This window comes from Olivibacter domesticus, assembly GCF_900109575.1.
In the GTDB taxonomy this organism is placed as follows: Bacteria; Bacteroidota; Bacteroidia; order Sphingobacteriales; family Sphingobacteriaceae; genus Olivibacter; species Olivibacter domesticus.
In genome coordinates this window covers 1,412,332-1,429,116 of sequence record NZ_FOAF01000001.1, presented here as the reverse complement: position 1 = coordinate 1,429,116, position 16,785 = coordinate 1,412,332, and the positions used below count along the sequence as shown (strand labels likewise).

The window sequence follows — 16,785 nt, the reverse complement described above, 5'->3', positions numbered from 1 at the left end:
CATGGTACACACAAAGGATTTTCGAAAGAAGCAATGGAAGATGTTGCTGGTAACGATGTTATGTTACCTTTTCTTTTACACCGGACGACATAACTTTGGCTGGGCTGCAACAGGAATGGCGCAAGCCTTAAGTATTCCATATGCAACAATCGGTTGGGTCAGTTTTTGCATGTTGATCGGTTATTCTGTTGGTCAATTAATTAACGGAAATTTAGCTGATCGTTTTAGTGACCGTCTAATGATGACAACGGGTGCTTATTTATCTATTTTTACCAATATCGCTATTAGTTTTGCCAATAGTTTATACCCAATTATGGTATTATGGGCATTGAATGGCTATTTTCAATCCATGGCCTGGGCACCGGGAGGAAAGTTGATCAATAATTGGTGGGGGCAGGAGGAACGTGGGAAAGCCTTCGGTTTTTATACCATGGCTGCAGGTCTTTCATCCGTGGTAACTTACTTTCTTTCGATTTTACTGCTGGCACAAGGGTACGAGTGGCGGATGCTCTTTCGTCTGCCCGTGCTATTATTGTTGCTCTCCGCCACGATCTTTTTGATACTTGCACGTGATAAACCGGAGCAAACCGTTGATCAGGGTGAAACGATGGCGTCCGAACAACCCGCCGAAACCTGGTTAACACGTTATCGAATGGTATTGGGGAATAAACGATTTTTACTCACCTCGCTTGCTTTCGGTTTTGAAAGTATGGCGCGGTATGGATTGATCTTTTGGGTTCCCGTTCATTACTTGGGAAAAAATTGGAAGGATAGCCCGGAACATATATGGGTGACTTTCTTGCTGCCAGTTGGTATGGCAGTGGGTGCTTTATCCTTTGGATTGCTATCAGATACGTTCTTTAAGCGCGACCGGTTGAAGGCTATTTTTGTTGGGATGTCGGCCAGTGCGCTGATCTCTTTGGGGGTGTATGTATTGCCGGGGCATAATCTGCTGATGGGGGGTGTCTTAATGTTACTGGCCGGATTTTTCGTATACGGGCCTCAAGCTTGTTTTTGGCCACTAAGTCCAGATATGCTAGGGAGTAAATATACCGGAACAGGTATTGGTTTTATGAATATGTGTGGCTATCTCTTTGCCGCCATAGGCGAACCGCTTCTGGGGCATACCATCGATATTACAGGTAATTCACAGAATATATTCCTCGTCATAGCGGTGATTTGTTTACTGTCGGCCACTATTATGTTCTTCATCAAGTACGGACCGGCGAAAGATTGATTTGCGATGAGCCGTGTTTAAGCAAAATATTGGAAACAAGGGGCTCACACGAACCCCTTGTTTTATCCAAGCATCTTTGAATTCTTAATCATAAGTTAAAAAGGCCGTTGCGATACAATCTTGGTTACTTCGAAAACGTATCCACCTTCCTTGGAAAGAGGCAGGAAAGTGATAGTTGAATGTCTCATTAGGCTTCACCGTAATTTTTTGATAAGTCATCCAGTTGCCTTCGCCACCGGGATCAACTTCTACCGTGAAGTTTACTTCTGATGCAGCCTTATGCGATAATTTTAATGATTTTTTATCATAGAACCCAATTAAATAAGGGTCAGATGCTTTGCCTGCTTTTACATCAGTTTGCGCCCAAGGTCCACCATGTCCAGTCGGTTTTCCCAGTTTCCATAAATCGTCAATGGCACCCACCCAAACAGCCGCTTGTTTATCTTGTGAAAGAATGATGTGCGGGTTATTTAACGTTTCGTTCGCTTTTATATCAATTCCAGACATCACCAATAAACCTCGGTAGGAGGCATAGTCGTTGATTTTAAGATTGTGCGATGAAACGGGTCTGATCTTCGCATAGCCGTCGGCATTTTCTGCAGGTAACTCATAAAATGTACCGTGACAATTGAAGAGGTCACGTTCCGTTGCTACTTCCCTACAAACTCTTAAAGCACCTTTTTTGGTAAGCTCCGTATAGGATTCATTTCCAAAGGGCAGGCGCCATCGACGTCCGGCGTCATCAATAACCAAAACGGAAGCATTGTCCATCGCTACAGCGTCTTTGTATATTGCCATATGCTGATTGATTTTTTGCTCTACGGAATCATTACTTTTCTTTTGCAGCTCCATTTTTTCGTTCAACTCGTAATAACCAGTTTTCTTGGCAATGCCGTTTTCTACATGCTGCGCAAGGACAGCAAGTGTGCGTTGGTTGTTGCCTAATGCATAAAGCAGGCCGCCTTCATTGGTAGCTTGTTTGCTTAAACCAGTAAATATGGGTGCAGGAGATGTGCGCATGTCTGGGTTTGCGTAAACAAAATGCACACTTACCTTAGCGGGTTTGTCCGTTTGGACTCGAACCCATTCGCCATCTTCCTGCCCAGTGAAGGAGTAATTAGTGGAAGCTCCAGGTGCTACAGTGATGATCTTGAAAGCTGTCCAAGCATCATGGCCATCTTTATCAAGTTCAAACCTAAATGTGACAGCTGATTTGGATTCATTTTTGATCCAAGCACTACGGCTCGACCAGCCGGTGAATAGAAAGGGGTCTGAAGGCGTATTTGCCTTAACCTCTTCCCGCTGCCAAACGGCACCATCTGCGGTATTTGGCCCTAAGGAATCGGGCAGGTTAATGGAAGTGAACCACAAATTTGAATTTGACTGCCCAGGGCCCAAAATGTTTCCCTTGGCTTTCCGTTTATTCAAAAATTCCTTTTCTGCCGAATCATCGCAACCAAATACCAACTGATCATTCCAGCGTGTATAGTCGCCAATCACTTTTAAATAAGTGGAACGGGGGCGAATTCCACCGGTATTTCCGATATTGAACTGCATAGGGAATTTCCAGAACATGCCATGCATTGTCATTAAGTAATCTGGCTGCTCTTTGGTGCCTATATCTCGAATTCTCGGCCACTCTGTATTCCACCCATGCGCGCCGTCGTAGCTGTGACTGGCTTTTGGCAGGCGGAAAAAACGCCAGGTATTATTCCCGCGAACACCTAGTAGTAAAGATTTGTGATCCCATCCGGTAGTCCATATCGGGTCGGTCTGCGGATTTTTGTTGCCGGTGATGCCCCCGGGCCCCGTAATTTCCACGAATTGGTTTCGGCGGATCATCTTCCATTGCTTGCCATCCCATTCGTGCAAGCCCCCGGAGGGTGCGTCAAATCGTTCCATAGCCTCTTTACTCAGTTCACCATTGTTGCTGTATACCAATACGCCTTGTCCGCTATAGAGGCCTTTACCATGTGCGCCAATGAGCTTAGCTTCTGAAATACCCTTACTTTTTTCTTTTTTAACATTTCCATCGGGATATAAGCAGGTAGGTGCTAATGTCTTCACATCTACTTCATAAAACCCTTCTTCCATGGTGCCGTAATAGATCTTTCCGGCGGGGTCGCTCAAATGACGAGCATTACCTGTATGCCTTCCGGGCATCTTGTCGTAAGGAATGACCCGCACTTTTCCGCCTGAGTCGATGGCATAAGGACCGATGAACAGTTGATGGCTCTCGGGATGGATCATTCGGTTTGCAGGGGTTCCGCCAATACTTTCCGTTCGGACGGTGCGCTTTAAATCGGGTGTTATTTGATATAACTTGTCGGAAGATCCAAAGGGTAGGTGTGGACCATAAGTAACGGCCCATAAATCGCCACCCCAAGGTACAACTGCACCGGTACCACATTCGCCTTCGTTATTGTACATGGCTAGATGAGGATAAATACCACTAAAGGCCTGGGGTTTTTCAATGGCCGGCTTACCTGTTTTGCAGGCTACAAACAGGGGTATCAGCATTGTCAGTGAAGCTCGGGTGGCTAATTTTGCGTAAATCATGTTCTGTGTTCGTTCTAATTCGTGTCTATATAATTAATAATTAGGATTCTGCTTTAAGCCACTTGTCAATACTTCGCTCGTTGGGATTGGCCAGAGATACTGCTTGCTTGCATCGAATTTACGGACGACGATTTGCTTAATCAGTCCGGCAGCGGCCATGGCTGAAAAATCCGCAATACCGTCTTCATCAATAGGCGCCACTTGTGGGAAGAACCACAAACCTGGTGTAATCACTTTTTCGCGTAGTATGGCCGGATCTAACATGCCATAAATAGGGGTGTTAAGGACCTTTTCGGCTAAGCGCCAGCGGATGAGATCCATGTAGCGCAAACCCTCAAAGGCAAATTCCATCCGTCTTTCGTTACGTATGATCTGTCGGAGTTCGCCTTGTGTAGTTGCCGTCACAGCGGGATAGGCGTTCACTGGGGCATAGGCACGTGCTCTCACCTGATTAATAGCATCCGTTACACTTTGGTCAATTTCTCCTAATTCCGTTTTGGCCTCGGCATACATGAGTAATACATCTGCATAGCGGATAATGATTTTATCGGGCTCCGCTTGCCAGGAATTTTTTAACCAGTCGTCATCTACACCTTTCTTCCAAAGCAATCCTGTATATGAAGCAAATTGTGCAACAGCGCGATTGTCGCGGTTCTCCACCAATTGATTATCCGAAACGCGCTTCACTTTTAAGGTGTCAGGATGCGGTTCATAGATAAATCCCACATGAGGGGTGTTAAATTCTACGATTGTAGCGGTACAGCGGGGATCGCGATTTTCAAAGGGTTCACGTGGATTGTACAATGATGATTGGTCGATCGGTAAACCATCTATACAAGTGAAAGCAGATAATAGGTCCCATGTAGGAACCATCGCACCATAACCACCGGCATTCCGTGGGACGTAATCTTGAAGCCCACCTAGCGTTACCTGCAAGGCGACTGATCTTGGAAAGCCGAAAATCGTTTCTGGAGAGTTTTTGGTTCGCGATAAAAAGAGTTCCTCATAGTTTGGATGCAAGGTGTAAATTCCCAGTTCGATACAAGCTTTTGACGCATCACGCGCTACTTGCCAGTCGCCCATATAAAGAGCCGTGCGAGCTTTCATGGCTAGGGCTGCACCCGCCGTGGCGCGTTTGAGTTCGCCGGCACCATAGCTGGATTTTAAGTTAGCGGCAGCAAAGTCAAAGTCTTCGTAGATTTTTTGTAGCACCATAGCAGGATCGGCTTGTTGTACCTCCTTCGCTTCTTCAATTTCCAATACTTTTTCTGTATAGATTATATTTCCATAATGAGTGAGCAACATGGCATATTGGCAGGCGCGGATAAAGCGTGCCTCTGCAATGAAGGCATTAATTTGTTCTGCTGTTAGTAGGCCTGAGGCTCGTTCAACACTCGTTAAGATGTTATTGGCCCGAGCAATGCATTTATAGGCATTTACCCACCGTTCTTTGACAAATAAATCCTGTCCGTTGATGGTGGCCCCTGTAACTGGACTAAGCATTTCCCGATATGTAAAGTCATCCGTCCATGAATGCTCGTCGGCTGGCCAGAATACAGGTTTATACAAGCCGTTCAATGAAATATTGATTTCTTCGGCTGTTGAATTCCAGGTTTCATTCGAGCCTTGTGATAGCGGATTGAGATCCAATTTACTACAGGATACTAAGAATGATGTTGTTGCGATGAGCGCATATATTTGATATTTCTTCATGAGCTTTAAAATTTAACAGATGCACCAAATAAGAAGGTAGTTGTAATTGGATAACCTAAGCTGGTCATTTCAGGGTCCCAACCTTTCGGAAAGTTATGTATACTCCAGAGATCATTAATGGTGGTGTAAAGACGTAAGGCCTTTATGTGAACTTTCTCGAGGATACTATTTGGCAAATTGTAACCAATAGTTATATTTTTCAATCGGAAATAGCCACCATTGATTAACCAATAATTCGATAACGCATAATTGTTTGATCTATTCGTAAAGGTATAACGCGGATATTGAGCTGTTAGATTCTGCTCGGGCGTATTGTACTGACTCCAGCTATTTCCATCTAAGATGACAGGGAAATTTCCCCAGTTTTCAAGTAGGGGTTGTACGATATGGGCGCCGAGTTGCGAATTTTGTTTACCTACTCCTTGTACAGTCAATGCCAGATCCCAGTTCTTGTATCCGAAATTTAAACTGCCACCATACATTAATCTTGGTAAAGACCCGCCAAGTAATACGCGGTCATAATCGGGCGATATAATCCCATCAGGTACTCCATTCGGACCACTTACATCACGATAACGCACGTCTCCGGGACGTACATTGTTATTCAGCTTAGCTGAATTATCTACTTCCTCCTGTGTTTGATAAAGGCCTTCGGAGAGGTAACCATACCACTCGTTAAATTGACTGCCTTGAATTTTTATCTGGTCGCCAATGAATTCAGTACCACCTAGATCTCCCATTTTCGACTTGAAGTCGGATAAGTTGACGCTTGCCCGGTATCGGAGGTCGCCGATTTGATCGTTCCAACCGATTTGGAATTCCCAGCCCTCCGTGTACATCTTGCCAGTATTTTGGTAAGGATTATCGAAACCCACATAGTCAGGTATTTCCAATTCGAGTAACATGTCTTTGGTGGTTTTTTTATAGTAGTCTCCTACAAAGCTCAGCTTGTTGTTAAAGAAATTTATATCAAGACCCACATCCACTGAAGACGTTGTTTCCCAGCTGATATCGCGAATGGCATACTGAAATTGTGCGGCTGATTGCGCCGCGATAGCCGCATTTCCCTGATAAAAAAGTGATCCGTTTTCGAAAGTCAGAATGCTTTGGTAGGGGTAATTGCCAATCCGCTCGTTCCCAAGCGTTCCGTATGAAGCGCGTAATTTCAGGAAGGACAGGGGCCCCATTTGATCTTTTAAAAAGGATTCTTCGGACAATACCCAACCAGCGGAAACAGAGGGGAAAGACCCCCAGCGGTAATTCGGTGCAAAGCGTGAAGAAGCGTCGAAGCGTACATTGGCCTGCAATAAATACCTGTTTTTATAATTATAGTTCACACGGCCAAACCAGGAGCGATAGGCATTTTCATTGGCACCGCCCCCGTTATCGCGTAAATCCAATGGGCCGACATCCAGATAGGGATAGCCGCTTACCGTGTATTGACCCCTCGAAGCATCAAGTGTTTCATTAAAGGCGTAGAAATATTCGTAGCCCGCTAAGAGGCTTAAATTATGATCACCTAACTGCTTGTTGTAATTTGCCAGGAATTGAATGGTATAGCGATAGCTGTCGTCGCGTGCCTCTTGTAACTTTGTCTGGTTAGCATTGTCTACGTAACCCGCAATGGTATTAGGGTCTGTTGCACTTGTATAGGGGATCTTTCGATTAAATAATTTAGATTTATCAAAGTCAAAGAATGGTGAGAAAATACCCGAAACTTTTAAGCCTTCAATGGGTGTAAAATCTAAACTCATTTTACCACCAACCTGATTGTACCAATGATTTTCAAACCCTCCATCTCTCAATAATGCATAAATATTGGCTCCACTTTTTCCTTCAGCGATACGACCATCTGACCATAAAGCCGCGTAGACGGGAGGTGTTATACCAATCCGATACATAGGATGTGTTGTTCGATCGGAGACCCGTAAATCTCTACTATCGAAAATTGGATATTTTTCAGCTGTTCTACGATAGTTTAAATCAACTGTTGCTGATAAATACTTGCCAATAGTAAAATCGTTATTAATACGTGCGGTAACTCGATCGTAATTGCGGTTATCATAAAAAGCTTCGTTATGGTCATACACGAGCGATGCGCGGGTCCGAACAAACTTGCTGGCACCATAAAGCGATAGAATATGGCTTTGTCTTGGCGCATATTCACGAAGTGCTAAGCCTCTCCAATCGGTATTTGGGTATAAATCTGGATTTTCCGCATGTAACTGATCGTAATTGTCAATTACATCCTTCGCATAGGTTGGAAATTGATCATTATTATTGCCGTTATCATTCCAGCGCAGCTCATTGGTCATTTCCATGTAACGTCTGGCTCCTACATATTCCGGATACTTAGTAGCGCGTTCCAACCCATACTCAAAAGAGTAATCCAAACCAACCTGTCCTTCTTTTGCTCTTTTGGTGGTTATTAAGATAACACCTGATGCGGCCCTCGATCCATAAATGGATGCAGAAGCCGCATCTTTTAGTACAGAAATGTTTTCAATATCATTTGGGTTTACGGCATTTATATCATCAATGGGTACGCCGTCCAAAATATATAAGGGATTCATACCGCCCTCCGTAATGGTAGTGATACCGCGCACGCGGATCGTAGCGCCGGATCCCGGTGTATTACCACTCCTTGTAACCATCACGCCGGGTACAGCGCCCTGAAGGGCCTGCGAAACTTGGGTTGTTTTCCGGCTGATAATATCGTCACCCTGTACAGCAGAAACGGCACCCGTTAGATCTTTTTTGTTGATCGTACCATAACCAACTACCACTACTTCATCTAAAACAGCATCGTTCGGCGTGAGCATAATATTAAGGCTGGTTTGGTTGCCAATCTGCATTTCCTGTGTTTTATAACCAACGTAGCTTACTACTAGCGTAGCATTTTCTGGTACTTGAAGGGAGAATCTACCTAGACTGTCGGTTTGCGTACCGGTTGAGGAACTTGGCTTTACGGAAATGGAAACACCCGGAAGTGATTCGTTTTTCTCATTAGTGATCTTGCCACTAATGGTCGTTTTTTGCTGACCAGCTACTTGCTGAATTGCGAAATCCAGCATCATGAAGACGAGTAGTAAAAGCTTTAAAACGGATTTCAACAGTGTACGCCGTTTCCAGCTGTGCCTGTATACATTTTCTTTCTTTAACATTTTTTAGGTTGTTTATAAATAATTAGTTAATTATACAATAGTATCTGATGCGGGTGTAAAAACTATTTTTTCATAATCCTCCTTTGCTGACTTATCGATTTGTGTTTATACTTCGGAACGGTCTGTTCTGAAAGCAATTGGTTGCAGGCAAAAATATTAGAGTGAATCGGTTAAGAAGGCGATGTTGCTTGTACAAATGGCTGACCAATTGTATTGACAGCTTAACAGGCTGATAAAAAGATTATTAGAGGGTTTTTTATGCAACTTTGGACAACTCATCATTGTCCCGCTAAACAGATCTGTCGGGATTTATCAAAAATAGAACAGCCCATATGGGACTAACCACTTGTAAATTAATGGTTTTATAAGTTTTTGTTGGACAACATCTTATCTTATGCAAATTTGTGAATAGTTTGAAGCGATCAAGTTTTTTGGCGACTGCCTAAGAAACATATGTTCGCGTGGGGAGAAGAAGAAAACCGTGATTTTAAATATCTGGGATCATCACAAACAAAATAGATTCTATCAGCGTTTCACTTAATAAAACACTATGAAGTCGATTTATACTAGCCCATTCGTGCTATTGTTTAGCTTATTTTTCATGACTAGCTCATTCGTTTCAATAGCCCAGCAAAAGGAAGATGTGGTGGTAATGTTGAGCGGTGATAAAAAGAAAGGCAAAGTGGTCGCTATCAATGATAGTACGATTAAATTCGAATATAGCGGAGAAAGCTTGGGATACGAATTTAAGAAATCGGACATTAATCAAATTGAATTTGCAAGTGGCCGTATAGAGCTTATTAATGATAGCAATACAACAGCTCCGGTTAGCTCACCGAGATCGGCTGCAGAGAATGCTGATACAAAGAACAAAATTGCGGTATTACCTTTTCAAATTGTTAGCAATGACGCATCTTTGACCACCGAAGCGATGCAACATGAAATTCAAGCAAGCTGTGTGTCTACACTTCGCAAAGAATCTGCGACGGTACAAGTGCAGGATCCACGTACAACAAATTCCATACTTGCCAAAAACAATATTAAAATGGAAGATGTTGACGCACTGTCCCCAGAGGAAGCAGCAAAGTTATTAGGAGTCGAATATGTGGTATTCGGAACCTATGATATAAAAAATGAGGGTACGATGACCTCAGGAAGCAGCTCTAGTACCTATAAAGGACAGAAGAAAGATGATAAGGAAAAAGGAACGGAATATTCCAGTCAAAATTCCTATACAACTACTACTTATTCTACCAAGGTCGAGCTGATCTTATACAACGAGTCTGGCGAAAATATATTTTCTGAAACCAAAAGGCCGCTACTCGGTAGCTTAGATTCCTATAATGGGGCCATCAAATATATTGCAAAGCGGATGCCGTTCGGCAGTAAAGCGAAGAAGTAAAACGGACGCCACGAGAGGGGAGACTTAAAGTGTTTCGCCCTTTTCTTTTTCTTCCGATTGCGTTTGATGGAGGTAAATGTCTTGTTGTGGGAATGGGATGACAATGTCATTGGCTTTGAAAAGCTTATCGATAGCGACTATCATATCACTTTTTGTGGTTAATCCTTCCTTAATATTTTTTACCCAGAAAAAGATATTGATATCGATGGAGCTGCTATTGAACTGTTGAAAATGGATAAGCGGTGCGGGGTACTTAAGAATACGGTCGTCTCCACTAAACTTATCAATCAAAAGACTCCGTACTTTTTCGAGGTCTGTTCCGTAGGCTATCCCCACTGAAATGGTCATCCGCTTCTTAAAACCTCCTGAAGTCCAATTTGTAACATGCGAATTCAGCAAGTCGCCATTAGGTAAAACCAAATCCGCGCCTTCTGAAGTTGAAATAACGCTGCTACGAAAACCAATCGATTTAACGGTACCCCCTTGTCCACCCACTTCCACTAAATCACCAACGTTTAATGGCTTCTCAAAGGCAATAACAAGTCCGCTAACCAGGTTATTCACCAGACTTTGTAAACCAAAACCAATACCAACACCCAATGCGCCCAATATAAGCGTAATCCTGTCCATTGGAATGCCCACTGCTGCGAAGGCCAGGAACAGCCCCAAAACGATGATAGTAATCCGAATGAGCAAAAGCCAACTGCCAATTTTTAGCTTCTTTTCCTGTTCTGACGGCCTGCCATTCCATTGTTGATCGGCTGCAAAAAAAGATACGATGCGGGATACAACGGTGGTAAGAACCATGATTATTATAAAAACCAGCAGACTATTGATAGTAAAAGTATAGTCGCCCAAGCTTCGGTCTTCACTTAAGAAGTCCTTGAAAGGATCAGATATTTGACGAAACGCGTAGAAATGTTTTCCGAATAAAATAAACCAACCGATAATCAAGAAGGCATAAAAGAAGGTAGGCGCTTTTTTACCTATCCGATTGTAATTGAGAAAAAAAAGTTTTTTTTCCTGATGTGTATATACGCTAGCTGCCAAGGTCAATCCCTCGTTTACCAAGCGAACGGTCCATAGAAATAAAATGGCAATCACGACATTGCTATAGCCAGCCATGAGTAGTGTTTTGGAAAGATTATACCGGCCAAATACGTTTGCAGCAACAGAAGCTAGCGCTAACAGTGCCATAAAACCAATGGGATATAAGATCCATCGCTCACGCAGCTCATGATGACGCCCTTTTAAAATGATGAATGAACCAAAAACAAAGCCCACGGTCGCTAAACAGAGCATGATCCATCGTTCAGGCCTAGAAGCTTGTAATATGAGGTTATTTAAACAAGCAAGGGTGAACAAAATGAGTATAAATAGCCAAACCCGCATCCAATAGGTGCTAATAAAAGTCTGAAAAATAAAAGACAGTGATAGGGCGGCACAAATCCATAAAATGGCGCTAAAAATAAAGGGTGGAGAAGGAAAGATAAATTGAAAAACACAACTTATAATGATCAGTGCAGAAAGCAGCGGATAGCGTAGAATGAGTTGGCTATTAGTATTACCAGCTAATGATTGATTTGTTAGATAGAGCTTCCGGAGTGAACGGATATAAAAGAGACAAATTCCGACCATGGAAATGAATATAAAAACTTTACCGGGATGACTCTGTACGTAGAAGCGGAGTACGAGCCAACTTTTTATTTCTGAAAAAGAAAGAATTTCACGGAAAGGACGAGAAAAGTCAGTTTGTTCCCAAATATTAACAAACTCCCGCTGAAACAGCTTGTCGGAAACTTCTTGTTGAAAGACGTTGATTTCCTCCTGGTTCGACGCTAATTTAAAAGCCTCTAAATTAATTTGATTTTGTAATACTTGTACATTATTGATGGCAACTTTAAGCGCACTGTCAACCGGACTTACTTCATAGGCAAGTACAACAATTTTCTGTAGGTATTTGGTGAGTTCTACGGAATCACTTGGAAACTTAAAAAGAGCCGAATCATTGGACAGCGAGTCGATCTGTAATCGGAAGTTGCTTAAATCTGTTTGATAGCGGTCTACGTGACTTTTCCTACTGGCCACGGAATTGGCTAACACCGTCAAAATATTGTATGAAGTTGTTAAATTCCGATTGGTGTGGGTGTTGCCTTGATTGGTGAAGATACCATCGCCCGCTAATTGATGCCAAGTGCTTAACTGGCGAAGCTCTTGCTGAATAGCTAGGGTATCAATGCCTCTTTTTAGGTAATTCTTCGCTTTTTGCGTTGCCTTTTTTACGCTTTCGATCACTTCGTTCTGCCGAAGGGCTAATCGATCTGCTGCTAGCTCCTGGGAACTTTTGATAGCCGATTGCTCTGAAAAGCGTTTCATTTTGCTAACAAAATCATGCCTTACTGTATCCTGAAGCGAATCAGCTCGTAGCTTTAGAGTAGTTGCGTTGGCTAAATAGGCCGATAGCAAGAATATACTTGCCAGCAATGCTTTGATCATAGAAGACATTATTTTATAAAAGTAAAAATAATGTTTATAATATTAGCGTATAATCTAGTTCATTATCATTAGTCGCGGGCGAATATCCCCCTCGGCACTTTACCGGTCCAGGCTTCAGGTAGATCCTTACAACCAAAGATACGAGCGATAATAAGGGCTGTATTGGTATTGTTGTTTGGCGCTTTTAGCGACGGCGTCTTTTTAATCTCCGGCCCTACAACGCTCCATGGAACTTCCATCTCATCAAGCGTAAAACCACCATGCCCCGTTCCGATACCCCCATGATCTGTAAAGAAAATAAAATGCGTTCCGGTAAACAGGTCCGCTTCTTTCAATTGCGCAATTAAACGCCCTATGGCAACATCTACTTCTTCAATGGCATTGAGATAGGGTGTAGACAACCATCCATGACTATGGCCTGCATGATCTATATGCACCGAATAAAGAAAGGTTAAAGTTGGCTTGTCACGATTATTTTTGATAAAATCAATCGCTTTAGCGTAGCTCTGTTGGTAGGCATCATTTTCTTCAAAATACACCTCATCCAAATAGCGTTTGTTAAAAGGGTTGATGAGTTCTTTCCAATTATAAAAGAAGGCCGTTTTAACGGTAGGTATCTCTTTTTTTACCACCTTGAAAATGGAAGGATAATAACCGTCCTGATCGGTTGCAATAGGAGGTAAGGCATGTTTGCTAAGTGTCCATGCATTGTTGTTCACACCATGTTGCTCAGGGCCACTTCCAGTTAGGTGACTGGTCCAATTGGGCATCGTTACCGACGGCATCACCGTCCGCGTGTTGAGGGATACGACACCTTCTCTTAAAAGCTTATCGAGATTTGGGTGTTTTGCTTGTTTAAATCCAGCAACACTAAAACCATCCAGACCTATTAAAATTACGCGTGTGGGCGTCTTTGGCTGTCCATAACTGATAGTTGTTGCACATATTAGTACGAAGTAAATAATCGCTTTTTTTATCATGACTTCTGGTATTGTATACTGGTGAGGTAATACTAAACATTTAATGTATTTTGTTTACAAATATATAATACTGTCAGTTTTTGTACGATTATTTTTTTATTTGTTTATCAATTGTAAATTAAGTTTATTTTATCACTTAAGTAATGCTGCTTTGTCTTCAAGTCCATGACATCGAGATCGCTAAAATGCCCCACTCCAGCAAAAATAATCTTAATACCCATTAGGTTACCAATGGGTTTACGGTAACTGGTTTTCATGGAAAGCGTATCATTGACAAATAATTGAACATTTTTATTTAATATTCGTAATTTAAGGGATCCTCCTTTACTGAGGTCATGTCCTAATTGCCGTAAGTCATCTTTACCTCCTTCTCTAATATTATCGGAAAATTTGCAACGCGACCAAGCAACACATTCAGGTTTAGTAATTATGAAGTAATGATAGCCATATTCGCCGTAAATCACAATGTCCACTTGAGAGCAGCGAACACCTGGTCTATTACCAGAGGTTTCAACATAGGTATGGAATTCTAAATTGTCGGCTTTGATGGTGCTTGGTTTGATATTGGCGTATTCAAGAAAAAATGTTTTTGTCGTGTCAACACCGGCGCGGTAAACATCCATTAAGGAAAACATTGGACTATTAGGATCTAATACCTTGTTGTTTAGAATTGGATATACCCTTGTCGTATCAGCTTGCATGGAGGCAATAGCCGACCAACCTTTGCTTCTTAAATAAACGATAGCGGTATCGATAGGTCTATCGTGGTGATATAATACAGGAAAATACCTGCCCGGATTATCATAATAATGATTCAGGAGACTGTCTTTAAAAGAGGTCCGTTTGGAGCGTCCATCATCAAAACTTATTGAGAAATTAGGGTGATCAGCTTCAAGGATATCCTCTGATTGCAACTTAAAAATAGCGGAGTGTGGGGTTTTTCCTTCCGGATTTAAACAGAGCAATTGTACACCAACAAGTTCGTTCTGGTTCTTGAAAAAAACGAAAAAGGTGATAGCACTAACCACAGCGACACCAGTTATGATGTAAAATGCCAGCCTGTTTTTTTTCTTGCTGTTTGGCTGAGTAAGGTGCTGTTTTTTTTTGTGTTGATTTGTGTTTGGAGGTGCAAGTTGGCTGTTTTGCAACAATTCAAACTCATACCAGTCCCGATGACCAATGAACTGAGCTAGGGCATCCCGTGTGGCTTTTTGTGGATAATAACGAGTAGATGTTTTTAGTTTTCCAAAAATACGTTTCAATGTATTTTCGCTAATTGTTATTTTTGTTTCGCGATAAAGTAAAGCACCCAACTTGATGTAATCGCTATTTTTCCAAACTGAAATATCCTCTTTTCCAACTTTCAAGGCTATCTGTTGACAACAAGCATCTAATGAATTAAAAAAATCTAATTTTTCTGTTTGTCCATATTGTTCATTCATGTTGTTTTAAATAGCGAATTTTAGGTTAACTAAATTAGGAACGTTGGGTGAATTTTGCAAACCGAACTTTTAGATGCGATCGTAATCGGCTTTCTAATGGACGGCATTTTCGCAATGCATGCAAATTATCATCATTGTGGAATTAAACCAAAAATACTAATATATTATTGCTGTGATGTTTTCTATGTATATACATGTCTTGTTGAATAGATATTCATATTGAGTGATAAATTTATTGATATTATGTTGTAAATCAATTTATTATGATAAATTAACTTGTGTTAATGTAATTGTTACTTTTTTTAGGCCCTATAAAATTCATATTATCTTTCTATGTATATACATTTATTGGTACATTTGGTAGCCGATTATTTTTAGCCAAATTAAACAAATGAAAATAAAACTATTTTACCTCCTGATGTTCAATACCATATTGGTGTGTTCCTGCGGGTCAGAAAAGAAGCCGGAAAAGCAAGGGCTGGCGCAGACTATTTTAGCCGATACTTCCCTTCGTACAGTAGATCGCATGGCTAGGAGCTTAATACGTGAAGGTTTTAACGCTGGGAGTGGTTATTCTCAAATTTGGGCACGTGATATGAATACCTTTATTGAAACTGCTTTAGAGGAAGTGCCAAAAGAAGAAGTGCGGGGCGCCATTCTGTTGTTTTTTGCGTTACAACAGAAAAACGATGAGATGGTAGATGGCTATGTATTGAAAAAGGACTTTACCTGGCATGACGACACACCTTACTATTCGGATGCAGCTCCAAATCATGTTGGGTTTAAAAATACAGTAGAAACCGACCAAGAAACGTCGCTTATTCAGTTGGTTGGTAAATATGTAAAAAAGACAAGCGATCGCGATTTGTTAAAGGAAGAAGTGGCTGGGGTAACGGTGCTCGCCAGAATGGAACAAATGATTAGGTATCTGCTGCGGGAACGTTACAATAAAAAATATGGGTTGCTCTATGGTGCTATGACGGCCGACTGGGGAGATGTCCAGCCCTATGATGATTTTGGTTGTGATTGGAATGAGCTGTCGCACGAAGCCATTGATGTTTACGACAACGCCATGTTGATCATTTCTTTAAATTATCTAATTGATATGACTGAAAACCAAGAAGATGTCAGAAGATGGTGTGTATTGCGTGATGAGATAAAAGCGAACGTAAGAAAACATCTGTGGGATGCTAAAAATGAGAAATTTATACCCCATGTGTATCCCAATGGATCCCCCATCCCTGAAGATTTTGATGAAAATAAAATTCACTATCATGGTGGAACAGCAATAGCCATAGAGGCAGGGCTCTTGTCGAATGAGGAGATAACGATTGTCAATAAACAAATGCTCGAAAATGCAAAACTATCGGGTATGCCCAGCATTGGTTTAACATTATATCCGACTTACCCAAAGGGATTTTTTCATGGTAATATGTCAAATCCATATATGTATCAAAACGGTGGTGATTGGACCTGGTTTGGTGGCCGTATGATTCAACAACTTGTGTTAAACAACTTCACGACTGAAGCCTATAGCGAAATCCGTCCAATGATCGATCGTGTGATTAAAAATAAAGGTTTCTTCGAATGGTACGGTCAGGGCAATGTGCCGAGTGGTTCGGGAAGTTTTAAGGGATCAGCAGGCACCTTGTCGAAGGCCATTACCATGATGTACGCTTGGGCCACGAAAGAAACAGGTGCGAATATATCGGCAAAAGAGCCTGTGGAGGCAAGCTCAGTTGAAGTGGAACAATAGGTGTTAAAGCGCAAAAAAATAAAGAGTGCATACTTT

General features: G+C 41.9%; 9 protein-coding genes. 3 read left to right on the top strand and 6 right to left on the bottom strand.

The annotated features are described in order from the left end of the window. Position 1: 1 nt before the first annotated feature. Positions 2-1,237 carry an MFS transporter gene (locus tag BMY50_RS06125; protein ID WP_238383673.1) on the top strand — a complete coding sequence of 412 codons (1,236 nt, stop codon included), beginning with the start codon at positions 2-4 and terminating at the stop codon, positions 1,235-1,237. 84 nt (positions 1,238-1,321) lie between these two features. Here the strand turns inward: BMY50_RS06125 and BMY50_RS06120 are convergent, their stop codons facing one another. The 3 genes from BMY50_RS06120 to BMY50_RS06110 are packed head-to-tail and all read right to left on the bottom strand — an operon-like array spanning position 1,322 to position 8,673. Continuing rightward, positions 1,322-3,796 (bottom strand): hypothetical protein, encoded by a 2,475-nt coding sequence (locus BMY50_RS06120; RefSeq protein WP_093320306.1) that lies wholly within the window; start codon positions 3,794-3,796, stop codon positions 1,322-1,324. Between the two features lie 33 nt (positions 3,797-3,829). Then, positions 3,830-5,509, bottom strand: coding sequence for a RagB/SusD family nutrient uptake outer membrane protein (locus BMY50_RS06115; protein ID WP_093320301.1), 1,680 nt, complete (start codon positions 5,507-5,509; stop codon positions 3,830-3,832). A gap of 5 nt (positions 5,510-5,514) precedes the next feature. Next, a complete protein-coding gene (locus BMY50_RS06110; protein WP_093320296.1) occupies positions 5,515-8,673 on the bottom strand; it encodes a SusC/RagA family TonB-linked outer membrane protein in 3,159 nt (1,052 codons plus the stop codon). Between the two features lie 601 nt (positions 8,674-9,274). Between BMY50_RS06110 and BMY50_RS06105 the strand changes: the two genes are divergently transcribed. Further along, positions 9,275-10,075 carry a hypothetical protein gene (locus BMY50_RS06105; protein ID WP_093320293.1) on the top strand — a complete coding sequence of 267 codons (801 nt, stop codon included), beginning with the start codon at positions 9,275-9,277 and terminating at the stop codon, positions 10,073-10,075. A 24-nt stretch (positions 10,076-10,099) separates the two neighbouring features. Here BMY50_RS06105 and BMY50_RS06100 read toward each other — a convergent pair whose 3' ends face one another. The 3 genes from BMY50_RS06100 to BMY50_RS06090 all read right to left on the bottom strand — a co-directional run bounded on the left by BMY50_RS06100 (position 10,100) and on the right by BMY50_RS06090 (position 14,993). Next, positions 10,100-12,571, bottom strand: coding sequence for a mechanosensitive ion channel family protein (locus BMY50_RS06100; RefSeq protein WP_093320287.1), 2,472 nt, complete (start codon positions 12,569-12,571; stop codon positions 10,100-10,102). 68 nt (positions 12,572-12,639) lie between these two features. After that, positions 12,640-13,551 carry an alkaline phosphatase family protein gene (locus BMY50_RS06095; RefSeq protein ID WP_093320283.1) on the bottom strand — a complete coding sequence of 304 codons (912 nt, stop codon included), beginning with the start codon at positions 13,549-13,551 and terminating at the stop codon, positions 12,640-12,642. 107 nt (positions 13,552-13,658) lie between these two features. Further along, on the bottom strand, positions 13,659-14,993 hold the full coding sequence (locus BMY50_RS06090; RefSeq protein WP_093320279.1) for a hypothetical protein: 1,335 nt from the start codon (positions 14,991-14,993) through the stop codon (positions 13,659-13,661). A gap of 391 nt (positions 14,994-15,384) precedes the next feature. Here BMY50_RS06090 and BMY50_RS06085 point away from each other — a divergent pair, with 391 nt between their 5' ends. Next, positions 15,385-16,749: a glucosidase family protein gene (locus tag BMY50_RS06085; RefSeq protein WP_238383672.1), complete on the top strand. Its 1,365-nt coding sequence runs from the start codon at positions 15,385-15,387 to the stop codon at positions 16,747-16,749. The last annotated feature ends 36 nt before the right edge of the window (positions 16,750-16,785 follow it).